The organism is Stenotrophomonas sp. Steno-C17 (assembly GCF_056393165.1).
Genome location: NZ_JBWJPD010000004.1, coordinates 41275 through 64715, shown reverse-complemented (window position 1 = coordinate 64715; position 23441 = coordinate 41275). Strand labels below are relative to the sequence as shown.

The window sequence follows — 23441 nt, the reverse complement described above, 5'->3', positions numbered from 1 at the left end:
AGTCCACGCCGCGCTGCGTATGCTTGCCGCCTTTCCCCCAGGGCGTACGCCAATGCCGTTCACCGCTTACCTGTACCCGGTGCTGTTGCTGGTCGCCAGCAACGTGTTCATGACCTTCGCCTGGTACGGGCACCTGAAGTACAAGAGCGCGCCGCTGATGCTGGTCATCATGGTCAGCTGGGGCATCGCCTTCTTCGAATACTGCCTGCAGGTGCCGGGCAACCGCCTCGGCAGCGCGGTGTACTCGGCGCCGCAGCTGAAGGGCATGCAGGAAGTGATCACCCTGCTGGTGTTCGCGGTGTTTTCCGCGTTCTACCTGGACCAGCCGCTGAAGTGGAACCACTGGGCCGCGTTCGGGCTGATCGTGGTCGCCGCGTTTCTGATGTTCAAGGAATAGGAATGAAGTACCGCTTCTGCCTGCGCGCGCTTCTGGTCGGCGTGCCACTGCTGTTGGCGATGCCGGCCGCATCTGCCCGCACTGCGCCGGGCCTGGTCCCGGACCCGATACAGGCCTTCGTGCTGGAAACGGTGCTGGCCGATGAGGTGCGCGCCTTCCACGAGGGCCATCCGACCTATCTGGTCACCGCCGACGGGGCGCGCACGCGCAGCGATGCCGAGGTCCTGGCCGGGCTGCGTATGGAGTTCGACCGGTTCTACCAGGGCCAACCGAAACCGCGGAAGGAAGTGGCGCACATAGCGATCCTGGTCGGGCAGACCGCACTGCTGCTGCCCGACCGCACGGCGTGCAGCACCGACCGCGCGCGCTGCAGCGAAGCCATCAAGGGCGTGCGCACGCGCGATGACGAGGCGAGCCTGCAGGCCACCCTGCGTGCGTTCCAGGACGCGGGGTTGGACCTGAGCACGTTGGGTGGGCCGGTATCCTGAGTGCGGGGCATCCACGCGTGGCGTGGATCTACCGGTTGGCCGCGGTGGCCCAGGCCACGGTCCGGTCCATCGCCCGTTCGATGCCCGACAAGGTGGTGAACACGCAGAGCTCGTCGTTGGCATTGTCATCCCCTACCCGGTTGTGGACTTCGGTGTACTCCGGGTGGCTTTCGAAAATGACGATGCGGACGATATTGCCGCTGGGCAGGTGCCTGGCGGAGAAGATGGGGTTGGCTTCGCGGTCTTTCGTACCATCGGCGAAGAACACGTTGTAATGCGGGCTGCGGAAGTCTTCCGCGCGCAGCCTGGCAGCGCCGATTGCCGCCATGAAGTGGTCGTGGACATGCTGTTCGAGACGATCGTAGACCTGCGGATCAGACAGATAGGTTTCGAACCTGCGATGTGCTGCCAACGGCATCAGCGGACCTCATTCCCAAACACGGGAAGTGCGAAGACGCGAACCACGTCGCTGCCCGCGGGGTCCTCGCTGCGGCTTTGAAGGGCAGAGAGCTTCATCGAATGAACAGTCCGTGGGTGGGCAGCCACCCTACCGCATGGCGAAAGCCGCAGCGGGTTTTCCGACCCATTGCGGCGAGATGCGTCAATTCATTGCGCATCAAGCACGATTGCGAGGGAAGCGTGCCGAGCAAGCTCGGCACCTACCAGGAGCGGAAGTAGATCCACGCCATGCGTGGATGCAGAACCCCGGTAGATCCACGCCATGCGTGGATGCGGTGCCTGGCCGAGGCAGTCGCGCATGGCTCGACGCTACAAGGGGGCTTTTTCCACGTACTTGGCGAAGACCTCGTCGATCTGCGCGTCCTTCACCTTCTTCCCGTCCTGGATGTCCTGGGCCTGGGTGAACAGCGGGATGATCATCGCCATGCCGTCCAGCTTGGTCTTCAGGTGCACGCCCGGGGCCTGGCCAAGGAAGCCGTCCCAGCGCTGGCGGACCTTGCCCCAGTAACCGGCGGTGGCCTTCCAGTAATCGCGGGCCGGGGTGAAGTCGACCTCGGTGGTCTTGATGTAGTCGTTGAAACCGAACTCGCGGGCGATCTCCACCTGGCTGCCGTCGGCGTTGCGCTGCACCTTGGTGTTGAACTGCTCGTGGGTCCAGCCGTTCGGGGTCAGGGTGTGGCGGTTGATCACCGCCAGCGCGTTGTAGTCGCTGCGCTTGGTGTACTCGCGGCGCGGCAACGGGCGCCAGCTCAGATCACTGGTCCAGGTCGGCACGTTGTTGTCGTAGCTCCAGCGGCCGGTGCCGCAGTAACGCGGGGCATCGCTCACTTCGTACACGCACTGGGTCCAGGCGCCCTGGTTCTGCGCGGCCGGAATGGCACGCACCTGCCAGGTCTGTTCGGCACTGAACTCGAAGCGGTTCGGCGCTTCGTACACCCAGTCCTGCCGCCAGTGCTTGGTGACGTGGCCGCTCTTTTCATCCAGCAGCAGGTGCTGCAGCACCACGCGCCTGGGGCTGTCTTCCACCACCACCACCACTTCGTTGCCGCCGCTGCGCATGGCCGGTGCCCGCTCGTAGCCGGGCTTCAGCAAGACGGTTTCATCGAAGGCGAAATCGACGGTGTACTCGCCCTGCATGGCCAGGATGCTGGCGTGGTCGCGGGCAATGTCGGAGGGCTGGGCGTGGGCTGCGCCGGTGGCGGCGAGCAGCAGCATCGCACTGGCTGTCTGCAACTTCATTGAAGGGTCCTTGGGCTCTACAGGGTCTTGGAGAGGCCGTCCGTGGCCAGCAGTCGTTCCATCAGGATCGGTGCCGAGGGCGCGCTTACAGGCGCACCAGCGGCAGATCGTCCGGCGCGCGCGGGGCCGGGCGGCGGGCGGCGTCGGCGCAGCAGCAGTCATCGATGGCCAGTTCGCCCTCGGCACCTTCCAGGCGGGCGATGCGGCGCGCAGTGGCCGCCCCCAGCGAGGACAGCGTGGACAGGCTGGCGGCCAGCGTGCGGCCCTCTTCGGCCGCATGCAGGCGCAGTGCGCACAGGCGCCAGCGCTGGCCACCGAGGTGGCCGGCCAGGCGTCGCCACAGCCGTTCACCGACGCTGCCATCGGCATCGCGCGGCGGCGCCGACGGCAACGCAGCCACCAGCCGGTCCCAGGCCAGGAAATCACTGTCCGGCAGCAGGTACAGGCGCCATACGCAGCGGCCGCGGGCATCGAGGAAACACAGGCTTTCGCGCAGGCCTTCGCTGTCCACGCCCTGGCAGGCGTGCACTGAAACGGCCTGGCGCCAGCCACCGATCTCGCTACCATCGGCGTGGTACAGGCACAGCACGGTGCCGAGCGCAGCCAGCTGCGCCGGCGTGGGCCAGACCTGCAGCGGCACCCGCGGCAGGGACGACGACAGACGACGTGCAGACAGGGCTCGGCTCATGGGATTCACCAGGAAACGGCAAGGCTGGCCGACAGCGTGCGGCCGGGGCTGGTATAGCGGTCCAGCACGCTGCTGCTGGCCGACAGGGTCGAGCCAACGTTGGACCAGTCGATGTAGCGCTTGTCGCCCAGGTTGAACACGCCCACGTTGAAGGTGGCGCCCGGGGCGAAGTTCCAGTGCGCCATCAGGTCGGCCACGCCGTAGCCGGCCGGGCGATAGGCCGTGGCCGAGGCGACCCGGTCCTTGCGCTTGACGAAGGTACCGGCCAGTTCGACACCCCAGGCATCGGTGTCGTACATCAGGCCGACCGTGCCGCGCAGCGGGTCCACCGAATCCAGCGGGGTGTCTTCGGTCTTGTTGTCACCGCGCGACCAGGCCACCGCGCTGCGCAGCGCCCAGCCCTGCAGCGCCGGACTGATCTGGCCGAAATCCACGCCGGCCTTCAGTTCGGCGCCGTAGATGCGCGCGTCGGCGATGTTGCGCGACTGGAACACCATCAGGCCCTGCGCATTGGTACCGACCAGCGACTGCGACTCGATGAAATCCTTGTAATCGTTGTAGTAGCCGCTCAGGCTGACGTACGCCGCCGGCGACAGGAAGCGCAGGCCCAGTTCCACGCCATCACTGGTTTCCGGCTTCAGATCCGGGTTGGGAATGGCGGTGTAGCCGAAGGCGAAGTTGGTGAAGCCCAGGTTGACGTCGTTGTACGGTGGCGAGCGGAAGCCGCGCGAGTAGCCGGCAAACAGCGACCAGGCATCGCTGAAGCGATAGACCATGCCCAGCTTGGGCGAGACGCTGGTCTTTTCCAGCTTGGTGACCGCAACGCCGGGATTGTCCTGGGCGAAGATCGTATCCACCTCCGGCTTCAGCTCGTAGCGGTCCACGCGCACGCCCGGCACCAGCGACAGCTTGCCGCCGGCCATGCGCATTTCGTCCTGTGCGTACAGGCCCAGCTCGGTGGTCTTGCTGATCGGGAAATCGCGCACCGGGAACACATCAGGCAGCAGCGTGCTGGTCACCTGGCCATTGGCCAGCACCTGGTAGCCATCGCGCTTCTGCCGGATCTCGGTGCGCGCGCCTTCGAAGCCGTAGGTCAGCGCGTGTTCGACGCTGCCGGTGCTGAAGGCCTTGTTGAACTGCGCCTGCAGACCGTACACCTGCTGGTCGAAGTTGAACTCGCGGTGGCGGCGCGTGCGGTTGGCCCGGTCTTCGTCGGTAATCTGGGTGGTTTCGCTGTGCTGGCTGTAGACCTGCCAGTGCAGGCTGTCGGCGAAGGCCTTGTCCAGTGCATCCATTTCATGGGCGAAGGACACGCGCGTACGTTCCTGCGTGTCGCGCGCCTTCATGCCGGTGGTCGTGGTGCGGTCGATCAGCGACAGGACATCGGTATCGGTGCTGTCTTCATTGCCTTCCACGGTCAGGCGGAAGCGCTGGTCCGCGCTGGGCGCGAACACCAGCTTGGCCAGGCCGCTGCGGCCATCGCGGTCCTGCGGGTTGGCTGCAGTGCGGGTGTTGTTGCTGCTGCGCACGTCGCCCTGGTTGTCCGTTTCCTGGCCCTGCCGATGGTTGATGTTGACCATGCCGCTCCAGCGGTCGCCGCCGAACGCCGTGGTGATCCCGCCCAGCAGCCCCTGCCACTCACCGTCGTAGCCGAACTTCAGGCCCACGTAGCTGTTCTTGCCATCCTTCAGGTAGTCGGTGGGGTCCTTGGTGACGAAAGCCACCACGCCGCCCAGCGCGTCCGAGCCGTACAGCGAGCTGGCCGGGCCCCGCACGATTTCCACGCGCTTGAGCGTGTCCAGATCGGTGAAGTTGCGGTTGGCGTTGGAGAACGAGCCGATGCTGAAACTGGTCGGCATGGCGATGCCGTCGGTCTGGATGCGCACGCGGTTGCCGTCCAGGCCACGGATGCGGATGCTGCCCAGGCCGAAGCGGGTGGCGCTGCGGCTGGCCGACAGCCCCGGTTCGTAGCGGATCAGGTCCTGGAGGTCCTGCACCAGATGGCGGTCCATCTGCTCGCGGTCGATCACATCCACCGTGGCGGCCACATCGCTCACCGCGCGTTCGGTGCGGGTGGCGGTGACCTGCACGCGGTCGAATTCGCGCGCATCGGGCGCGGCATCGGCTTCGGCGGCAGCATGGGCGGACAGCGGCAGGGCCATCCACAGGGCGATCGACAGGGCGGTCTGGCGGGTCATCGGTCTTGGGTCGTCGGGCACACAGGGGGAACCCCCGGCCACCGGCACGCAGAACGTGCACGGCCAGCCGAGGGGGAGAGAGCGGGAGCGGACGGGTCGCCCACCCTGCCAGCGGGCCGGCAGGTGGGAGGGGTGCGGGCGACCGGGCCGCGTTACTTGGTCAGGATCAGCTTGTCGTTGCTGGTGTGGCGCAGCCGATAGAAGCGGTCGCCGTGCTGGATCAGGATTTCACGACGGCCCTTGAGCAGGGCTTCGCTGTCGATGACCTCTTCGGCGGGAACGGCACGCACCGGGCGGTCGCGGAGGGTCAGCGTTTCGGGGCGCAGCAGTACAGGTTGAGCATTCATGAGCGTCTGGACTCGTGCGAGGGACGCGATAGATGATAATGATTCTCAGTTGACAATCAACAACCATTCTCAATTCGGACGATGCGATTATCTATTGAACTGCGAATTTCAATTGATATGAACTATCGCAATCGTAGAGTCGAGCTTGCTCGACTGCTCTCGCTCAGAAGCCGTCGAGCAAGCTCGACGCTACGAAAAGCCTAGAGCCGTCGAGCAAGCTCGACGCTACCAAGGCAGGGCCAGCACGTTCGGCGCCCCACCGGCGTCAGACAAACGCGGCTTCCACCCGTGCCCAGCCGGCCTCGTCCATCTGCGCCAGTACATCCAGCGCCTGCAGGTTCTGCAGCAGCTGCGGCACCCGGCTGGCGCCGAGGATCACGCTGGATACGTTCGGGTTGCGCAGGCACCAGGCAATGGCCAGGCTGGCCGGGGCGTGGCCCAGCTCACGGGCGACCTGGCTGAAGCGGCGTACCTGGGCCAGGCGCGCGGCGGCGTTGTCGCCCAGCACCAGGTCCTGCAGCCAGCCCATGCCGTCACGGCCCAGGCGCGCGTCGGCGGGAATGCCGTCGTCGTACTTGCCGCTCAGCAGCCCGGAGGCCAGCGGCGAGAAGATGGTGGTGCCCAGCCCCGGCGCCTCGTACAGCGGGGCATATTCCACTTCCACCCGCTCGCGGTGCAGCAGGTTGTACTGCGGCTGCTCCATCGACGGGCCCTGCAGGTTGTGCCGCGCGGCCACTTCCAGCGCCTGCTGGATCTGCGCCGCCGACCATTCCGACGTGCCCCAGTACAGCACCTTGCCCTGCCGCACCAGGGTATCCATGGCGTGCACGGTCTCGGCGATGGGCGCATCCGGATCCGGGCGGTGGCAGTAATAAAGGTCCAGATAGTCCACCCGCAGGCGCTTCAGCGCGGCATGGCAGGCATCGGTCACGTGCTTGCGCGACAGACCGCGCTGGGTCGGCCGCGGGTCCTTGGCACTGCCAAAGAACACCTTGCTGGACACACAGAAGCCGTCGCGCGGCAGCCGCAGGTCGGCAATCACATCGCCCATCACCTGCTCGGCGCGGCCGTTGGCATAGCCCTCGGCATTGTCGAAGAAGTTGATGCCATGGTCCCAGGCGGCGGCCACCAGGTTGCGCGACTCGTCGCGGGCAACCTGATCGCCGAAGGTCACCCAGGCGCCGAAGGACAGGGCGGAAATCGGCAGGCCGGTGGAGCCCAGGCGACGGTAGAGCATGACAATCTCCTGCTGCAGGCCCGCATCCGGGCCGGGATCGAGCCCCCATTCTACCTGCCCTGCCAACGGCCAAGCCCTTGCCGTTGCTGGCTTGTTCGGTGCCGATGGGTACCGGCAGGCGGCTTTTCCTTGCTCCGGCCCCTGCCCTGCACTAGGCTTCCCGTTTTTCGCGACGCCCCAGGGGAGTCACCACATGGTCGAAGGTTTGGGCAGGATCGGCTTCGGCCTGTTCGGGTTGGCGGTGCTGATCGGCATCACCTGGCTGTTTTCCAACAACAAGCGCGCGGTGGACTGGAAGCTGGTCGTCACCGGTATCACCCTGCAGATCGCGTTTGCGGCGCTGGTGATCCTGGTGCCGGGCGGCCGTGACGTGTTCGATGCCCTGGGCAAGGGCTTCGTGAAGGTGTTGAGCTTCGTCAACGAAGGCTCGGGCTTCATCTTCGGCTCGTTGATGGACACCAAGAATTACGGCTTCATCTTCGCCTTCCAGGTGCTGCCGACCATCATCTTCTTCTCGGCGCTGATGGGCGTGATGTACCACCTGAACATCATGCAGGGCATCGTCCGCGTGATGGCGTGGTCGATCACCAAGGTGATGCGCGTGTCCGGCGCGGAAACCACCAGCGTCTGCGCCAGCGTCTTCATCGGCCAGACCGAGGCGCCGCTGACCGTGCGCCCGTACATTCCGAAGATGACCCAGTCCGAGCTGCTGACCATGATGATCGGCGGCATGGCCCACATCGCCGGCGGCGTGCTGGCGGCCTACGTGGGCATGCTCGGCGGTGGCGACCCGGTGCAGCAGGCGTTCTACGCCAAGCACCTGCTGGCCGCCAGCATCATGGCCGCCCCGGCCACCCTGGTGGTGGCCAAGCTGCTGATTCCGGAAACCGGCACCCCGCTGACCCGCGGCACGGTGAAGATGGAAGTCGAAAAGACCTCCAGCAACATCATCGACGCGGCGGCCGCCGGCGCCGGCGATGGCCTGAAGCTGGCCCTGAACATCGGCGCCATGCTGCTGGCCTTCATCGCCCTGATCGCCCTGCTGAACGCCCCGCTGACCTGGATCGGTGATGTGACCGGCCTGGCCGCGGCCATCGGCAAGCCGACCAACCTGTCCACCATCTTCGGCTACGTGCTGGCCCCGATCGCCTGGGTGATCGGCACCCCGTGGGCCGACGCCACCACGGTGGGCTCGCTGATCGGCCAGAAGGTCGTGATCAACGAGTTCGTGGCCTACACCGAACTGTCGCAGATCGTGAACGGCCAGGTCGCAGGCGTCAGCCTGTCCGACGAGGGCCGCCTGATCGCAACCTATGCCCTGTGTGGCTTTGCCAACTTCAGCTCGATCGCCATCCAGATCGGTGGCATCGGTGGCCTGGCCCCGGAACGTCGCCACGACCTGGCCAAGTTCGGCCTGCGCGCGGTGCTGGGCGGTACCATTGCTACCTTCATGACGGCCACCATCGCCGGCGTGCTGACCCATTTCAGCTGAACCCCTGTTTGAGAAAAGATTCCCTATGAGCAGCAGTGTCGTTGTCGTCGGTTCCTTCAATGTCGATCACGTGTGGCGGTGCGAAGCGCTGCCGGCACCGGGCGCGACCATTGCCGGCCGTTACAGCACCGGCCCCGGTGGCAAGGGCTTCAACCAGGCGGTGGCTGCCAGCCGCGCCGGTGCCGACACGCACTTCCTGTGCGCGCTGGGTGATGACGTCGGTGGCGCCATGGCCCGTGACCTGGCCGCGCAGGACGGCTTCGCCCTGATCGCCGAAGCCAGCGCCGAGCCGACCGGCACCGCCGGCATCTACGTGGACGCGCGTGGCCGCAACACCATCGTCATCGGCCCCGGCGCCAATGCCGCCCTGAGCACCGAGTTCCTGCAGCAGCAATCGGTGCTGGCCGACGCCAAGGTCGTGCTGGTGCAGCTGGAATCGCCGGTGCAGACCATCGAAGCGGCCTTGGCCGCGGCCCGCGAAGCCGGTGTGACCACGGTGCTCAATGCCGCCCCGGCGGATGCACCGTCCACCATCGGCCTGCTGAAGCTGGCCGATGTGATCACCCCGAACGAAACCGAGTTCGCCGCCCTGCTCGGCCGCCACGTGGGCGAACGCGTGGACGCCGACGACGTGGCCGCGCTGGATGGTGCCAGCCTGCATGCGCTGTGCCGCAAGTTGGTGGGCAACGGCACCGTGGTGGTCACCCTGGGTGCGGTGGGCGTGTTCGTATCGCATGCCGACGAGAACCTGCGCGGTGATACCCAGCCGTATTACCGCGTCGGTGCCGAACAGGTGCAGGCCATCGACACCACCGGTGCCGGTGATGCCTTCAACGGTGCCCTGGCCGCCTCAATGGCCCAGGCGCCGGAGGCCCCGTTCGCCCGCCACGTGCGTTTCGCCAACCAGTTCGCCGGCCGTTCCACCGAAAAGGAAGGCGCTGCAGCGGCCATGCCGCGCTTCACCCCGGCCGACGTGTAGATCCACGCCGTGCGTGGATGAGAACCCCGGGCGTGCGAATGCCCGGGGTTTTTTGTGTCCCGCCGCTGCAGGGGCAGTAGATCCACGCCATGCGTGGATGGGCGTTGGCGCCTGGCCCAGCCGCCCACCATGCCCCAGCCCTTGGGGCGGCGGAAGCAACCGTCAAGCATCTGCTGATTCCCGTCCGGCATGACCTCGGTCCGGATCGGCCTGAATGGGTGCCCGTATCGCCGGGCCTTCGCCCCGCCCGCGCCCTACAATGGGCACATGCAGATCGGCCCGTACACCATTGCCCCCAACGTCGTGCTGGCGCCCATGGCCGGCGTCACCGACAAGCCTTTCCGCCTGCTGTGCAAACGGCTTGGCGCGGGTCTGGCTGCCTCGGAAATGACCATCAGCGACCCGCGCTTCTGGAACACGCGCAAATCGATCCATCGCATGGACCACGAAGGTGAGCCGGCGCCGATCAGTGTGCAGATTGCCGGCACCGAGCCGCAGCAGCTGGCCGAGGCCGCCCGCTACAACGTCGACCACGGCGCGCAGATCATCGACATCAACATGGGCTGCCCGGCCAAGAAGGTCTGCAACGCCTGGGCCGGCTCGGCGCTGATGCGCGACGAGGCGTTGGTGGCGCGCATCCTGGAGGCCGTGGTCAATGCGGTGCCGGTGCCGGTTACCCTGAAGATCCGCACCGGCTGGGACTGCGATCATCGCAATGGCCCGCTGATCGCGCGCATTGCCGAGGACAGTGGCATTGCCGCGCTGGCGGTGCACGGCCGCACCCGCGACCAGCATTACACCGGCCAGGCCGAGTACAGCACCATTGCCGAGATCAAGGCCGCGCTGCGCATTCCGGTCATCGCCAATGGCGATATCGATTCGCCGCAGAAGGCCGCGCAGGTGCTGCAGCAGACCGGCGTGGACGCGGTGATGATCGGCCGATCCGCGCAGGGTCGGCCGTGGATCTTCCGCGAAGTGGCGCACTACCTGGCCACTGGCCAGGAGCTGCCGCCGCCGTCGCTGGCCGAAGTGCGCGACATCCTGCTGGGCCACCTGCATGCGCTGCACGCGTTCTACGGTGAACCGCAGGGTGTGCGCATCGCCCGCAAGCACCTGGGCTGGTATGCCAAGGATCGACCGGAGAACGCGGCGTTCCGCGCCGTGGTGAACCGCGCCGAGGACCCGGACAGCCAGATCGCACTGACCGCCGAGTACTTCGACCGCCTGATCGCCGGGGAGCCGGCCATGCCCACAGCCGCCTGACCGCCAGCCCCTGCGCAACGTCGAGCGTGCTCGACTCTACAAGAGAACACCATGACCCCGCCGATCTCTTCCCCCACCTATCTGCACGGTTTTTCCGGCACCGAACAGCAGCGCCTGATGACCCAGGCGCGCCTGCTGGAATCGAGCATCTTCGGCCAGATCGACTACAGCGGCGCCCGCCGCCTGCTGGAAGTGGGCAGCGGCGTGGGCGCGCAGACCGAGATCCTGCTGCGCCGCTTCCCGGACCTGCACGTAACCGGCGTGGACCTGAGCGAGGCACAGCTGGCCACGGCGCGCGAAAACCTGGCGCGCACGCCGTGGTGCAGCGATCGCTACACCCTGCAGCAGGCCGATGCCGGTGAACTGCCGTTCGAGGCACGCAGCTTCGATTCGGCGTTCCTGTGCTGGGTGCTGGAGCATGTGCCCTCCCCTGCCCGCGTGCTGAGCGAAGTCCGCCGCGTGCTGGCGCCGGGCTCGCCGGTGTACATCACCGAAGTGATGAATGCCTCGTTCCTGCTCGATCCGTATTCGCCGCACATCTGGCGCTACTGGATGGCCTTCAATGATTTCCAGTACGACCACGGCGGCGACCCGTTCGTGGGCGCCAAGCTGGGCAACCTGCTGCTGGCCGGCGGCTTCCGCGACGTGCATACCGAGATCAAGACCATCCACCTGGACAACCGCGAACCGGCGCGCCGCAAGACCATGATTGCGTTCTGGGAACAGTTGCTGCTGTCGGCCGCCGACCAGCTGCTGCAGGCCGGTGCGGTGGACGAGGACACCGTGGAAGGCATGCGCCGCGAATTCCGGCTGGTGCAGAACGACCCCAACGCGGTGTTCTTCTATTCGTTCGTGCAGGGCCGCGCCACGGTGTATTGAGCACCCATCCACGCATGGCGTGGATCTACTGTGGGTGCCAGATGCGCTGCCACATGGCCGCCAGCCGGCCCTTCATCTCGGCCCGCGCCTGCGGACTGCTGTAGTCGGTACGCCGCTGCTCGGGCACCATCGGCTGCCACTGCCCATCCACCTGCCGGGCCACGGCGAAGTTGAAGGTGTAGTCCGGTTCCAGGCCCATGCGCAGGTCGCTCAGCACCAGTGCGCCGTCCACCACCTGCGCGCGCATGAAGCCGCGATTGAACCATTGCAGGCGCTGCACCGCAGGCACATCCGCCGCCTCGCGCAGCGCCTGCACGTTCGACGCATGCCCTTCGAACTGCATCGGACCGGTATCGGCCAACAGCGAGCGGTCGCCCACCACGTAGCCGTTGGGCGTCATCGCCACCACCCGCCACAGCAGGGTGTTGAACGGCATCGGCACCGAGAAGCGCGGCGCATCGCCCAGCCCCATCGCAGCCAGGCTCTGCTGCGCGGCCTTGTCCACCTGCGCCTTGGCCACCAGCCCCCAGCCCAGGTACGCACTGCTGACCAGCAGCGCCACGCCCAGCACCTGGCCGACCCAGGGCCGCGCGCGACCGAACCAGGCCAGCACGCAGCCCAGCAGCAGCCACACCGTGTAAGCCGGATCGATGATGAACACACTGGAGCCCATCGCAGGATGCGGCTGCAGCGGCCACCACAGCTGCGTGCCGTAGACAGTGAATGCATCCAGCAGCGGATGGGTCACCAGCGCCAGCTGGATCGCCCAGAACCAGCGCACCGGTGACTGCGCCACGCGTCCGTGGCCGAAGCGTTTGAACAACCACCAGATCGCAGCCGCGATCCACGGCAGCACCAGCAGCGAGTGGCTGAAGCTGCGGTGCTCGACCATGTTCGCCACCGGGTCGCTGGCAGTGAAGCCGAGCCAGAGCGCGTCCAGGTCCGGCAGAGTGCCCAGCGCCGCACCGGCCAACAGGGCCGCGCGACGATGGCCGGGCGGAGCGATGGCAGCGGCGACTGCGCCACCAAGTACGATCTGGGTCAAGGAGTCCATGCCGCGATGCTAGCGCGAAGGCGCGCGCAGGGTCGACGTACGGCGGAACGACGGAACGGCGGAACGGCGGAACGACGGAACGGCGGAACGGCGAAACGGCGAAACGGCGAAACGACGGTAGAGTCGACTGTCAGTCGACTGCTCTTCCGTCATACCGCGAAAATCCCGCGCTGCGCGCGATAGTCGACTGACAGTCGACTCTACCCCTCGCGCTGCATCACGCGGCCTGTTGGATGCGTGCGCCCGGCAGCTCCACCAGGGTCCGGCCGGTGTGGTCCAGCAGGCGCAAGCTGCCATCGTGGCCCTCGGCCAGCGCGCTCAGGCTTTCCACCCAGTCCCCATCATTGGCATAGACCAGGCCATCGCGTTCGATCAGTGCCGCGCGATGGATGTGCCCGCAGACGATCCCATCCAGCCCGCGCCGGCGCACATCGTCCAATCCGGCCTGCACGAATCGCGCGATGTAGCGCTCGGCGGCACCGCTGCGCCGTTTAAGGAATTCCGACAGCGACCAGTAACGCAGCCCCAGCGGGCGGCGCACCGCGTTGAACAGGCGGTTGCCGGTCAGGATGCGGTAGTACAGCCAATCGCCGAAGCGCTCCTGCAGGCCGCCGAAGTGGGTCACGCCGTCGTAGTCGTCACCGTGCACCACCAGCAGGCGACGGCCATCGGCGGTGACATGGATGGCGCGCCGGCGCACCTGCATGGCCGGCAGCATCATGCCGCAGACCTGGCGCAGCGTGGCATCGTGGTTGCCCGGAATGTAGATGATGTCGGTGCCTGCCCTGCGCAGCGCGTGCAATGCCTGCACTACATCGCTGTGCGACTGCCGCCAGCGCGCGCCGCGGTGGGCCATCCACCACAGGTCGATGATGTCGCCCACCAGGTACAGCCGCTCGCAGCGCAGCCGGCCCAGGAAGCTCGCCAGTTCGGCGGCATGGCAATGGGGCGAGCCCAGATGCACATCGGAAACAAAGACAGCCCGATGGCGCGGCGGCAACGGCGCCACCGCGCTCATGCCACCGCCCCCGCATCGCGCAGGTAGCGTTTGCGCTTGTGCGGCCGGATCGCCTGCAGGTCCACTTCAATCAGGCCGTCGATGGAATCGCTGAAATCCGGATCGACACCGAAGGCCAGGAAGCGCGCGCCGCCGGGTTCGCACAGCTCGGTGTACTGCCGGTACAACGTCGGCACGGCCGTACCCAGCGTGGCCAGGTTGGCCTTCAGCACCTCGAAGGCGGCCGAGGCATCCAGTTCGCCGAAGCTCGGCGGCGCAGCGACGTACTGGAACGGACGCTGCGATTCCACCAGCCCCTGCGCGCCGCCGTGGTAGCGCTGGTAGTAGGCAACCAGTTGTTCGCGCGCATCGCGCGGCAGCGCCGCGCTGATCGACACCGCACCAAACAGGTAGCGCACGCCCGGCTGGCGCTGCAGATAGGCACCGATGCCCTGCCACAGGTAGTCCAGGCTGCGGCTGCCCCAGTAGTCGGGCACCACGAAGCTGCGGCCCAGTTCCAGGCCTTCGGCGATGCGCGCAATGGCATCGTCGGAATAGCGGAACAACGAGGCGCTGTAGAGGCCGCCCAGGCCGCGGCGGGCCAGCGCCTGGGCGCCACGCATGATGCGGTAGGCCCCGGCAATGCGTTGCGCCGCTGCGTCCCAGATCACGATGTGCTGGTAGTCCAGGTCGAACGCATCCAGATCACGGGCGCGTCCGGTGCCTTCGCCGACGCGGCGGAAGGTCAGCTCGCGCAGGCGCCCCAGTTCCAGCAGCAGCGGGCAGCCCGCTGCGCAGCGCGCCAGCAGGATCTGCTTGCCGTCACCGGTCTGGCCCAGCCGCTCGGCGGCCGCAACGGCCCTGGCCACCTCGGCCGGCGGCAGCGGTGCGGCCAGCGGCTCCTGCGCCAACGCGGCCGATTCGCTGCAGCGCAGGGCGTAAAGCGCGCGCCGCACCGCCAGCAACTGGGCGCTGGCATCACCGTGGGCGAGCTGCATCGGCTGGCCGATCTGCAGCCGCAGCGGGCGGCCGCGGCGGGCGAACATCTCGCGCGCCAGCAAGGCCGTGCCGGCCGGCTTGAACAACGCCGAAGCGCTGTAGAACAGCAGTGAATTGCGCGCCTGCACCCGCACCGGCAGCACCGGCGCCGACGACGCACGGGCAAAGCGGACGAACCCACGCTGCCAGCGCCCATCGCGGATGCCGTGCACCGACAGGCGCGACACTTCACCGGCGGGAAACACGATCACGCACTGTTCGGCGGCCAGCGCCTGTTCCACCGCCTGCAGGCTGGCGCGCTGCACCTTGCCGCCCAGCATGCGCACCGGCAGCAGCAGCTCCTGCAGCGGCGCCAGCGCGCCCAGCAGATCGTTGGCCACGATGCGCACGTCGCGCCGCACCCGGCCCACCGCATCCAGCAGGGCCAGCGCGTCCAGCGCGCCGGACGGATGGTTGGCCACGATCAGCAGGCGCCCCTGGGCCGGAATCCGCTCCAGCGCACCGGCTTCCAGCTGGTAGGGGCTGCCGAGGAAATCGAGGCTGGCAGCGACGAAGTCGAAGCCGCGCAGGCCCTCGCTGCGCTGCAGGAAGGCCTCGATGCGGTCCAGCCGCGACCAGCGACCGATACCGCGCAGCAGGGGCCGGGCCAGCTGCCCCCGGCGGCCATGGAACCATTCGGGGAAGCGTTGCTGGAGGCGCTGCTGCAGGTCCTGCATGGCGTGCTCACGGATGCCCGGCGGCCGGATTGGCGCAGAGCCTGCGCCCCGGCCAAGGCAGGCAGATGGCGGTTTGGCGGCAGAAAAATGACGGCCCGGCCCCGCGCACCGGGCGGTCTGGCCGGGCCTTCAATGGTCACGCCAGTGGAACACTGCCCCTGCAACGTCAGGCACTTGCGCCGCGCAGGGCCCGTGAAGATGGGCACACCGCCTTAACCACCGGCAACCTGTCCGGGTTCACAATGCACAGGCGGCGCACCCCGTGTATCATGCGCGCCCATCTTTCCATCCGAATCAAGGGATATACCGCCTGATGTCCAGCTATCTCTTCACCTCCGAGTCGGTCTCCGAAGGCCATCCGGACAAGGTTGCCGACCAGATCTCCGATGCGGTGCTGGACGCGATCCTGACCCAGGACCAGCGCGCCCGCGTGGCCTGCGAGACCATGGTCAAGACCGGTGTTGCCATCGTCGCCGGTGAAATCACCACCAGCGCGTGGATCGACCTGGAAGCGCTGACCCGCAAGGTCATCACGGACATCGGCTATGACAGCTCCGACGTCGGCTTCGACGGCGCCACCTGCGGCGTGCTGAACCTGATCGGCAAGCAGTCGCCGCACATCGCCCAGGGCGTGGACCGCAAGAAGCCCGAAGAAATGGGCGCTGGCGACCAGGGCCTGATGTTCGGCTACGCCACCAACGAAACCGACAGCTTCATGCCGGCGGCGATCCACCTGTCGCACCGCCTGGTGGAACAGCAGGCCAAGATCCGCAAGAAGCGCAACTCGCCGCTGTCCTGGCTGCGCCCGGACGCCAAGAGCCAGGTCACCCTGCGCTATGAAAACGGCGAAGTCTCGGCCATCGACGCGGTGGTGCTGTCGACCCAGCATGCCCCGGGCATCAAGCAGAAGGACCTGATCGAGGCCGTCCGCGAAGAGATCATCAAGCCGGTGCTGCCGGCCAAGTGGCTGCACAAGGGCACCAAGTTCCACATCAACCCGACCGGCAAGTTCGAGATCGGCGGCCCGGTGGGCGACTGCGGCCTGACCGGCCGCAAGATCATCGTCGACACCTACGGCGGCTGGGCCCGTCACGGTGGTGGCGCCTTCTCCGGCAAGGACCCGTCCAAGGTCGACCGTTCGGCCGCCTACGCTGCCCGCTACGTTGCCAAGAACGTCGTTGCCGCCGGCCTGGCCGACCGTTGCGAAGTGCAGGTCTCCTACGCCATCGGCGTGGCTGAGCCGACCTCGATCTCGGTCACCACCTTCGGCACCGGCAAGATCAGCGACGACAAGATCGAGAAGCTGATCCGCAAGCACTTCGACCTGCGTCCGTACGGCATCATCAAGATGCTGGACCTGATCCACCCGATGTACCAGCAGACCGCGGCCTACGGCCACTTCGGCCGCAAGCCGAAGGAATTCAGCTACCTCAACGGCGAAGGCGAGACCGTCAACGCCACGGCCTTCTCCTGGGAGAAGACCGACCGCGCCGCCGCCCTGCGCGCCGACGCCAAGCTGAAGTAAGCCCGACGGGTAGAGCTGACGGGTAGAGCCGACGGGTAGAGCCGACGGGTAGAGCCGACTTGGTAGAGCCGACTGTTAGTCGGCTGACCTTCCAGAAGGGCCGCGAAAGCGGCCCTTCTGCTTTGCTCCTGGCTACGGCAGTCGAGCATGGCTCGACTCTACAAGGGCGTTGCATGCCCGATACAATCGGGCCATGTCGACCGAACTCAAATCCCACCAGCTGTCCATGACCGTGCTGATGTCGCCGGACATGGCCAATTTCTCCGGCAAGGTGCACGGCGGCGCGATCCTGCGCCTGCTCGACCAGGTGGCCTATGCCTGCGCCAGCCGCTACGCCGGCAGCTACGTGGTCACCCTGTCGGTGGACCAGGTGATGTTCCGCCAGCCCATTGCGGTGGGTGAACTGGTCACCTTCCTGGCCTCGGTGAACTACACCGGCACCTCATCGATGGAGATCGGGGTGAAGGTGGTGGCCGAGGACATCCTCAAGCGCAGCGTGCGCCATGCCAACAGCTGCTTCTTCACGATGGTGGCGGTGGACGAGGCCGGCAAGCCGACCGCCGTGCCGCCGCTGCAGCTGGAAACCAGCGACGAGCGCCGCCGCCATGCCGCAGCCCTGATCCGCCGCCAGCTGCGCCAGGAAATGGAACAGCGGCATCTGGAACTGCTGGCCTCCAACCCGCCGTCTCCGGAATAGCGTCGAGCTTGCTCGACGGGGTTCCGCGTCAGTCGAGCAAGCTCGACTCTACCGTTGCGAACCCGCCATCGCCGGAGGTTTGACCGCGCTCGCCGGGCCATGCCCGGCGGATGCAGAAGATCACCCGGTGTTCTGCACGCCCTGCGAAACGCCGTTCACGCAGGCCACCAGCGCACGCAGCAGATCGTCATCCTCGCGCCCGCTGGCCCGCCAGCGCTGCAGCAGATCGACCTGCAGCACGCTGATCGGGTCCACGTAGGGATTGCGCAGGCGGATCGACAGCGCCAGCCGCGCGTCGTGGTCCAGCAGGGTCTGCTGGTCCAGCAGCGCCAGCAACCAGTGCCGGGTCAGTTCAAGTTCGCGCTGCACCTGCGGGAAGAAGCGCGCGTGCAGGTCGCCGGACAGCAGCGAGAACTGCTCGGCAATGGTGATATCGCCCTTGGACAACACCATGGCGATGTCATCCAGGAACGTGCGGAAGAAGGGCCAGTCACGCGCCATCGTGCGCAGCGTCGCTTCATGGCCCGCATCGACCGCCGCCTGCAGGCCGCTGCCCACGCCGTACCAGCCGGGAATGACCGCACGCGCCTGGCTCCAGGCGAACACCCAGGGAATCGCGCGCAGGTTGCCCAGTGCGGCATCCTGGCCCAGCCGCCGCGAGGGCCGTGAGCCCAGCGTCATCCGCTCGATCACATCGATCGGCGTGGCGGTGCGGAAGTAGTCCATGAACTGCGGTTGGCCCACGAACGCCCGATAGACGTCACTGCTCGCTGCAGCCACCTGGTCCATCACCGGCCGCCAGTCGTCTTCGCGTGGTTCGGCCGCACGCGGGCGCAGGCTGGCGCGCAGCACCGCGCCGGTGGACTGTTCCAGCGAACGCAATGCCAGCGCGCGGATGCCGTACTTGCGGTGGATCACCTCGCCCTGCTCGGTCACCCGCAGGCGGCCATCGATGCTGCCACGCGGCGAGGCATCCACCGCGTGGGTGGTCTTGCCACCGCCGCGGCTGATCGAGCCGCCACGGCCATGGAAGAAGGTCAGGCCGATGGAGTGTTCGGCGGCCACCTCCAGCAGTTCCACCTGGGCACGCTGCAGGCCCCAGCGCGATGCCGCGATGCCGCCGTCCTTGCTGCTGTCCGAATAGCCCAGCATCACCATCTGCACATCGCCCCGCGCGCGCAGGTGTGCGCGGTACACCGGGTCGGCCAGCAGGTCGCGCAGGGTAGCGGTGCCGCGCTTCAGATCGTCCACGGTTTCAAACAGCGGGGCGATATCCAGGGGCACCGCGCCTTCGCCATCGACCAGGCCGCCGCGCCGCGCCAGTGCCAGCACCGCCAGCACGTCACTGCGGTCATGCGCCATGGAAATGATGTAGCTGCCCAGCGCATCACCGCCATGCCGCGTGCGGGCATCGGCCAGGGCCGCGAACACCGCGTCCAGGCGCGCATTGCCTTCGTCGTTGCCGGCCGGCAGCGGTGCCTCACCGCTGGCGTGCGGGCCCAGCAGCCGCGCCCGGCCCAGCGCATCCAGCGCCTGCCATGCATCCTCGCCGCCCAGCACCGAGGCCAGCGCGCGCGCATGCACGCTCGATTCCTGGCGCACATCCAGGCGCGCCAGATGGAAGCCGAAGGTCTTCACCCGCCACAGCAGTCGCTGCACGGCAAAGCCACCGGCGTGCTCACCGCGGTTGGCGCGCAGGCTGTCCAGGATCAGCTGCAGATCCTCGATCAGTTCATCGGGGCCAGCGTAGGCGCCTTGGCCATCATCCAGCGTGGCCTGCAGGCGCGCACGCATGCGGTCGTTGAGCAGGCGGTATGGCATGTCGGCATGGCGCGGCCGCGACTGCACCTGCGGCAACTGCTGCTGGTACTGCGCCACGCGCGCCTGCAGTGCCTCGCTCACCCCCACCCGCTCAGTGGACTGGCTGAGCAGGCTGGCCAGCTGCAGCAGTTCCTTCTGGTAACGCCCCAGCACCGCCTGGCGCTGCGCATCCAGCGTGTTGCGGATGGTGCCGGCATCGACATTGGGATTGCCGTCCATGTCGCCGCCCACCCAGGTGCCGAAGCGCAGCAGGCGCGGCAGCGGCAGTTCCTGGCCATAGGTATCGCGCAGCGCCTGCTGCAGCGATTCGTACAACACCGGAATCACCCGGTACAGCACCTGCACCAGGTAGAAACCCACGTGTTCGCGTTCGTCATCCACCGTGGGCCGTACCGGCGATGAGTCGGTGGTCTGCCACGACGCGGTCAGCGCCATGCGGAAGCGCGCGGCATCGGCTGCCGCTTCACCGGGCGTGCGCTGGCCATCCAGGTTGTCTACCAGGCTGGCCACCATCAACTGTTCTTTTTCCAGCAGCGCGCGGCGCACCGCTTCGGTCGGATGGGCAGTGAACACCGGCTCGATGTCGATGCGCGGCAACCACTGCGCCAGCTCGTCCAGGCTCACGCCCTGCGCTTTCAGGTGCTGCAGTGCGTCCTGCAGCCCGTCGGGCTGCGGCGCGGCGGTACCGGCACGCTGGTAGTCGCGGCGGCGGCGGATGCGATGCACGCGCTCGGCGATGTTCACCACCTGGAAGTAGGTACTGAACGCACGCACCATGGTTTCGGCCTGCTGCGGCGTACGCCCGGCCAGGCCCTGCGCCAGTTCGGCCAGCGGCGCCTGGTTTTCACGGCGGGCAATGGCGCGGGTGCGCACATCCTCCACGTCGTCCAGGAAGGCGGTCGATACCTGTTCCACCAACAGGTCGCCAACCAGTGCACCCAACTGGCGCACATCATCGCGAAGGGGAAGATCGGGAGAAGCGAATTCGATGCTGCTGCGGTACTCGTTCATCGGCGACGCACGAACCTCGGGGCATGATCCGTCGCCAAGCCTAACCCAGTTCACCGCCGTTGCTGCGGCGCGAAAATGGTTTCATCTGCACGTATCGTCCGGCTACGGATACACCCATCGCGGAAATACCGACGGGGTAGAGTCGACCGTTGGTCGACTATCGCGCGCAGCCCGGGATTTCGGCAGTCGACCAACGGTCGACTCTACCCCCGGCGGCCCCCATTGCAGGGGCCGCCATCACACACGCCTCAGCGCTTCTTCTTCGCCTTGCCCTGCGGCACCGGGCCCAGGGTCTGTTCCAGCCAGCGCTCGCTTTCGGCCAGCATGGTCATGATCGATTCGCGTGCGCGGTAGGCATGCGATTCGTTGGGCAGCATCACCAGCCGCGCCGTGCCGCCCAGGCCCTTCACCGCCGCGAACATGCGCTCGCTCTGGATCGGGAACGTGCCGGAGTTGTTGTCGTCCACGCCGTGGATGAACAGGATCGGATCCTTGATGTCACCGGCGTAATTGAACGGCGACATCTGCTGGTAGACCGGCTGCGCCTGCCAGTAGTTGCGTTCCTCGGCCTGGAAACCAAACGGGGTGAGCGTGCGGTTGTACGCGCCGCTGCGGGCGATACCCGCTTTGAACAGGCGCGTGTGGGCCAGCAGGTTGGCGGTCATGAACGCACCGTAGGAATGGCCACCGATGGCGATGTGGTCACGATCGGTCACGCCACGGCGCACCACTTCGTCCACGGCGGCCTGCGCGTTGGCCACCAGCTGTTCGATGTAGGTGTCGTTGGGTTCCTTGTCGCCCTCGCCGATGATCGGCATGGTCGGGCTGGCCAGCACCACGTAGCCCTTGGCCAGGAATGCCTGCGGCCCCCAGTAGCTGACCGCGTTGAAGCGGTACGGCGAATCGGTCACCTGGCTGGCGGCGGCGGCACTCTTGAACTCACCCGGGTAGGCCCACATCAGCAGCGGGCGCGGGCCATCGCGCTTGGGGTCGTAGCCCGGCGGCAGCAGCAGCGTGGCGGTCAGGTCCACGCCGTCGGCACGCTTGTAGCGGATCTGCTCCTTCTGCACGCCCTTCAACTGCGGCAACGGATGAGCGAAGTGGGTCAGCGCGCGCGGCGCGGCACTGGCATCGGCCAGCGACTGCACCTGGTAGTTGGCCGGCTCGTCCGGGCTCTCGCGGGTCAGCAGCAGCGAGGTGCCTTCCTGGTCCAGCAGCGCAACCGGCAGCGAATAGGCCGGTGCCTGTGAATGGAACAGACGGGTGGCCTTGCGGCTTTCGATGTCGAAGCGGTCCACGAACGGACGGTCGCCTTCCGGCGAGGCGCCCTGCCCGTACAGGAAGATGCTGCGGCCATCGGCGGTGGTCTGCAGGCGGGCGCGACCATTCACATCGCGCACCACACCGGCGCGGCCCGGATCGTTGTAGCGGTCCTGCGCATCGCGGTCCCACAGCAGCTGCGGCGCCTGCGCGGCGTCGTCCGGGGCGATGCGCCAGGTCTTGCTGTTGCGGGTCTTCCACCACGACTCATTGAGCAGGGCCAGATCGCCGCGGCCCCAGGTGATGCCGGCGAAACGGCTGCCCAGCTGGGCCAGGGTCACCGGCGGCTTCTCGAACGGCGCGGCCTGCATGAACACCGCATCGCGCACCTTGGCGTCGCGGTTCGGATCGCCGCCATCCTGCGCCTCGGCCCAGACCAGCGTCGCGTCGGCGTCAGCGCGCCAGCTGATGTCACGCACGCCGGTCACTTCGGCATCGTTGCCGGTCGGCAACCCTTCCACCAGCGGCCGCACGGCCACGGTATGGGCCAACTGGCCGTTGCGGTCCAGCACTTCAATGCGGCGCGGGAAGCTGCCCACCGGCACCACGTAGGAGTACGGGCGCTGCACGCGCTGGCTGAGCAGGTAGTTGCCGTCGGGCGATACGCTGAAGTCCAGGTAGATGCCTGCCGCACCCAAGGTGCGCGTCTGGCCATCCAGGCCGACCTGCATCGGCTGGGCCGTGGCGTAGTAATCGAACAGGCGCGCGTCGGCCTCGTTCTTCAGCAGGTCCTGATAGGTGCGGATGGACACCACGCCGCTGCTCTTGCCGGTCTGCTGCACGGCCGGGCCGGTGGGCACGCCATCGGCCGGCGGCGGATCGCCGGCACCTGCCACGCGGCTCATGACGATCAGCCCACGGCTGTCCGGCAGCCACTGGTAGCCGTCGCCGAACACCGTGTTCAAGCCCGTCTGCAGGCGGCGGGCGCTGGCCGCGGCCACGTCCACCAGCCACAGCTCGTTGGCACCGCTGGCCGCGTCCACCTGGTTGAAGGCCAGCCACTTCTGGTCCGGCGACCAGGCCAGGCCGGCCACCGACAACTGCGGCGGCAGGCCGCTGATCTGCCGTTCGCTGCCGTCGGCCACGTTCATCAGCCACAGTTTCTGGCCGAAGCTGAAACGGCTGTCGGAGAAGGTGCGCGGGTTGATGCGCACGCCGGCCAGCTTCAACTCCGGCTGCGCCACCACCTGGATCGACGGCAGCGGCGGCATCTGCATCAGCGCGGCCACGTCGCGGCGCGGCGACAGGTACAGCGTGGGAGCACGCGGCGCGTCCACCACCGCCTGCAGCGCGGCCGACGGCAGCTCATAGCCGGCAGCGCCCTGGGCGGCGGCCGCCGGTGCCGTGCCGGCCGACCAGGCCAGCGGTGCCACGGCCAGCAGGGCCATCGACAGAACCAGACCGGTCCAGCGCCGGGGGCGGCGCGCGTGCTTGCTCATCATTGTTCCTGTTCCAGTGCGTGAAGACCCCGACCTTAACAGGCAGCGCCACGGCCCCCATCTGCCGATGGTTGGGGGCCGCGATATACTGGGCGTTCTCCCCTGCCGAGGGGCGCTGCGACCGGAACCCATGAGGCCCGGCCAGGCTCGGTAAGGTGGCTTTGTAACAACGGCGCCCGGCTAGATACGAGCATCT

At 67.4% G+C, this 23441-nt stretch carries 19 protein-coding genes and 1 riboswitch; of the genes, 8 read left to right on the top strand and 11 right to left on the bottom strand.

The annotated features are described in order from the left end of the window. Nucleotides 1–52 precede the first annotated feature (52 nt). Both AC06FA_RS05010 and AC06FA_RS05005 read left to right on the top strand, forming a co-directional pair. A complete protein-coding gene (locus tag AC06FA_RS05010; protein WP_164270899.1) occupies nucleotides 53–397 on the top strand; it encodes a DMT family protein in 345 nt (114 codons plus the stop codon). Nucleotides 398–399: 2 nt separating this feature from the next. Beyond that, complete coding sequence (locus AC06FA_RS05005) at nucleotides 400–885, top strand: hypothetical protein (protein ID WP_478067380.1); 486 nt, start codon at nucleotides 400–402, stop codon at nucleotides 883–885. A gap of 28 nt (nucleotides 886–913) precedes the next feature. Here the strand turns inward: AC06FA_RS05005 and AC06FA_RS05000 are convergent, their stop codons facing one another. The 6 genes from AC06FA_RS05000 to AC06FA_RS04975 form a co-directional block, all read right to left on the bottom strand. Then, nucleotides 914–1303, bottom strand: a complete 390-nt coding sequence (locus AC06FA_RS05000; RefSeq protein WP_478067379.1) for a hypothetical protein — start codon at nucleotides 1301–1303, stop codon at nucleotides 914–916. Nucleotides 1304–1653: 350 nt separating this feature from the next. Continuing rightward, nucleotides 1654–2583, bottom strand: a complete 930-nt coding sequence (locus tag AC06FA_RS04995) for a DUF6607 family protein (protein ID WP_478067378.1) — start codon at nucleotides 2581–2583, stop codon at nucleotides 1654–1656. Between the two features lie 85 nt (nucleotides 2584–2668). Then, the gene (locus AC06FA_RS04990) at nucleotides 2669–3271 is read right to left on the bottom strand and encodes a ChuX/HutX family heme-like substrate-binding protein (protein WP_108771115.1); all 603 of its coding nucleotides are present in this window, start codon (nucleotides 3269–3271) and stop codon (nucleotides 2669–2671) included. Nucleotides 3272–3276: 5 nt separating this feature from the next. Beyond that, entirely contained in the window at nucleotides 3277–5469 is a 2193-nt protein-coding gene (locus tag AC06FA_RS04985; RefSeq protein WP_478067377.1) for a TonB-dependent hemoglobin/transferrin/lactoferrin family receptor, read from the bottom strand. A 152-nt stretch (nucleotides 5470–5621) separates the two neighbouring features. Then, the gene (hemP, locus tag AC06FA_RS04980) at nucleotides 5622–5816 is read right to left on the bottom strand and encodes a hemin uptake protein HemP (protein ID WP_108748566.1); all 195 of its coding nucleotides are present in this window, start codon (nucleotides 5814–5816) and stop codon (nucleotides 5622–5624) included. Nucleotides 5817–6081: 265 nt separating this feature from the next. Further along, the gene (locus tag AC06FA_RS04975) at nucleotides 6082–7053 is read right to left on the bottom strand and encodes a potassium channel beta subunit family protein (protein ID WP_478067376.1); all 972 of its coding nucleotides are present in this window, start codon (nucleotides 7051–7053) and stop codon (nucleotides 6082–6084) included. A 193-nt stretch (nucleotides 7054–7246) separates the two neighbouring features. Between AC06FA_RS04975 and AC06FA_RS04970 the strand changes: the two genes are divergently transcribed. The 4 genes from AC06FA_RS04970 to AC06FA_RS04955 all read left to right on the top strand — a co-directional run bounded on the left by AC06FA_RS04970 (nucleotide 7247) and on the right by AC06FA_RS04955 (nucleotide 11666). After that, nucleotides 7247–8545 carry a NupC/NupG family nucleoside CNT transporter gene (locus AC06FA_RS04970; protein ID WP_108748564.1) on the top strand — a complete coding sequence of 433 codons (1299 nt, stop codon included), beginning with the start codon at nucleotides 7247–7249 and terminating at the stop codon, nucleotides 8543–8545. A gap of 25 nt (nucleotides 8546–8570) precedes the next feature. Further along, on the top strand, nucleotides 8571–9524 hold the full coding sequence (locus AC06FA_RS04965) for a ribokinase (RefSeq protein ID WP_478067375.1): 954 nt from the start codon (nucleotides 8571–8573) through the stop codon (nucleotides 9522–9524). A gap of 267 nt (nucleotides 9525–9791) precedes the next feature. Next, complete coding sequence (dusB, locus tag AC06FA_RS04960) at nucleotides 9792–10787, top strand: tRNA dihydrouridine synthase DusB (protein ID WP_478067374.1); 996 nt, start codon at nucleotides 9792–9794, stop codon at nucleotides 10785–10787. A 51-nt stretch (nucleotides 10788–10838) separates the two neighbouring features. Further along, on the top strand, nucleotides 10839–11666 hold the full coding sequence (locus AC06FA_RS04955; RefSeq protein ID WP_108748562.1) for a methyltransferase domain-containing protein: 828 nt from the start codon (nucleotides 10839–10841) through the stop codon (nucleotides 11664–11666). Between the two features lie 25 nt (nucleotides 11667–11691). Here the strand turns inward: AC06FA_RS04955 and AC06FA_RS04950 are convergent, their stop codons facing one another. The 3 genes from AC06FA_RS04950 to olsF form a co-directional block, all read right to left on the bottom strand. Then, entirely contained in the window at nucleotides 11692–12720 is a 1029-nt protein-coding gene (locus tag AC06FA_RS04950; RefSeq protein WP_478067373.1) for a metal-dependent hydrolase, read from the bottom strand. Nucleotides 12721–12937: 217 nt separating this feature from the next. Further along, nucleotides 12938–13738: a UDP-2,3-diacylglucosamine diphosphatase gene (locus tag AC06FA_RS04945; RefSeq protein WP_478067372.1), complete on the bottom strand. Its 801-nt coding sequence runs from the start codon at nucleotides 13736–13738 to the stop codon at nucleotides 12938–12940. Continuing rightward, nucleotides 13735–15432, bottom strand: coding sequence for a bifunctional ornithine lipid synthase OlsF (olsF, locus tag AC06FA_RS04940; protein WP_478067371.1), 1698 nt, complete (start codon nucleotides 15430–15432; stop codon nucleotides 13735–13737). Before olsF ends, AC06FA_RS04945 begins: the two co-directional genes overlap by 4 nt. A gap of 313 nt (nucleotides 15433–15745) precedes the next feature. Here olsF and metK point away from each other — a divergent pair, with 313 nt between their 5' ends. Together metK and AC06FA_RS04930 are read left to right on the top strand one after the other, a co-directional pair. Then, complete coding sequence (metK, locus tag AC06FA_RS04935) at nucleotides 15746–16957, top strand: methionine adenosyltransferase (RefSeq protein ID WP_478067370.1); 1212 nt, start codon at nucleotides 15746–15748, stop codon at nucleotides 16955–16957. Nucleotides 16958–17150: 193 nt separating this feature from the next. Continuing rightward, nucleotides 17151–17654: an acyl-CoA thioesterase gene (locus tag AC06FA_RS04930; protein ID WP_108752201.1), complete on the top strand. Its 504-nt coding sequence runs from the start codon at nucleotides 17151–17153 to the stop codon at nucleotides 17652–17654. A 120-nt stretch (nucleotides 17655–17774) separates the two neighbouring features. Here AC06FA_RS04930 and ppc read toward each other — a convergent pair whose 3' ends face one another. Both ppc and AC06FA_RS04920 read right to left on the bottom strand, forming a co-directional pair. Then, the gene (gene ppc / locus AC06FA_RS04925; protein WP_478067369.1) at nucleotides 17775–20486 is read right to left on the bottom strand and encodes a phosphoenolpyruvate carboxylase; all 2712 of its coding nucleotides are present in this window, start codon (nucleotides 20484–20486) and stop codon (nucleotides 17775–17777) included. A gap of 248 nt (nucleotides 20487–20734) precedes the next feature. Further along, the gene (locus tag AC06FA_RS04920; RefSeq protein WP_478067368.1) at nucleotides 20735–23245 is read right to left on the bottom strand and encodes a S9 family peptidase; all 2511 of its coding nucleotides are present in this window, start codon (nucleotides 23243–23245) and stop codon (nucleotides 20735–20737) included. A gap of 101 nt (nucleotides 23246–23346) precedes the next feature. Continuing rightward, nucleotides 23347–23430, top strand: a riboswitch (S-adenosyl-L-homocysteine riboswitch). Nucleotides 23431–23441 lie beyond the last annotated feature (11 nt).

What these genes read in the sequence shown, in the direction of transcription:
- AC06FA_RS05010 (WP_164270899.1), top strand. Translation starts at nt 53, where the DNA reads ATGCCGTTCACCGCTTACCTGTACCCGGTGCTGTTGCTGGTCGCCAGC.
- AC06FA_RS05005 (WP_478067380.1), top strand. Translation starts at nt 400, where the DNA reads ATGAAGTACCGCTTCTGCCTGCGCGCGCTTCTGGTCGGCGTGCCACTG.
- AC06FA_RS05000 (WP_478067379.1), bottom strand. Translation starts at nt 1,303, where the DNA reads ATGCCGTTGGCAGCACATCGCAGGTTCGAAACCTATCTGTCTGATCCG.
- AC06FA_RS04995 (WP_478067378.1), bottom strand. Translation starts at nt 2,583, where the DNA reads ATGAAGTTGCAGACAGCCAGTGCGATGCTGCTGCTCGCCGCCACCGGC.
- AC06FA_RS04990 (WP_108771115.1), bottom strand. Translation starts at nt 3,271, where the DNA reads ATGAGCCGAGCCCTGTCTGCACGTCGTCTGTCGTCGTCCCTGCCGCGG.
- AC06FA_RS04985 (WP_478067377.1), bottom strand. Translation starts at nt 5,469, where the DNA reads ATGACCCGCCAGACCGCCCTGTCGATCGCCCTGTGGATGGCCCTGCCG.
- hemP (WP_108748566.1), bottom strand. Translation starts at nt 5,816, where the DNA reads ATGAATGCTCAACCTGTACTGCTGCGCCCCGAAACGCTGACCCTCCGC.
- AC06FA_RS04975 (WP_478067376.1), bottom strand. Translation starts at nt 7,053, where the DNA reads ATGCTCTACCGTCGCCTGGGCTCCACCGGCCTGCCGATTTCCGCCCTG.
- AC06FA_RS04970 (WP_108748564.1), top strand. Translation starts at nt 7,247, where the DNA reads ATGGTCGAAGGTTTGGGCAGGATCGGCTTCGGCCTGTTCGGGTTGGCG.
- AC06FA_RS04965 (WP_478067375.1), top strand. Translation starts at nt 8,571, where the DNA reads ATGAGCAGCAGTGTCGTTGTCGTCGGTTCCTTCAATGTCGATCACGTG.
- dusB (WP_478067374.1), top strand. Translation starts at nt 9,792, where the DNA reads ATGCAGATCGGCCCGTACACCATTGCCCCCAACGTCGTGCTGGCGCCC.
- AC06FA_RS04955 (WP_108748562.1), top strand. Translation starts at nt 10,839, where the DNA reads ATGACCCCGCCGATCTCTTCCCCCACCTATCTGCACGGTTTTTCCGGC.
- AC06FA_RS04950 (WP_478067373.1), bottom strand. Translation starts at nt 12,720, where the DNA reads ATGGACTCCTTGACCCAGATCGTACTTGGTGGCGCAGTCGCCGCTGCC.
- AC06FA_RS04945 (WP_478067372.1), bottom strand. Translation starts at nt 13,738, where the DNA reads ATGAGCGCGGTGGCGCCGTTGCCGCCGCGCCATCGGGCTGTCTTTGTT.
- olsF (WP_478067371.1), bottom strand. Translation starts at nt 15,432, where the DNA reads ATGCAGGACCTGCAGCAGCGCCTCCAGCAACGCTTCCCCGAATGGTTC.
- metK (WP_478067370.1), top strand. Translation starts at nt 15,746, where the DNA reads ATGTCCAGCTATCTCTTCACCTCCGAGTCGGTCTCCGAAGGCCATCCG.
- AC06FA_RS04930 (WP_108752201.1), top strand. Translation starts at nt 17,151, where the DNA reads ATGTCGACCGAACTCAAATCCCACCAGCTGTCCATGACCGTGCTGATG.
- ppc (WP_478067369.1), bottom strand. Translation starts at nt 20,486, where the DNA reads ATGAACGAGTACCGCAGCAGCATCGAATTCGCTTCTCCCGATCTTCCC.
- AC06FA_RS04920 (WP_478067368.1), bottom strand. Translation starts at nt 23,245, where the DNA reads ATGAGCAAGCACGCGCGCCGCCCCCGGCGCTGGACCGGTCTGGTTCTG.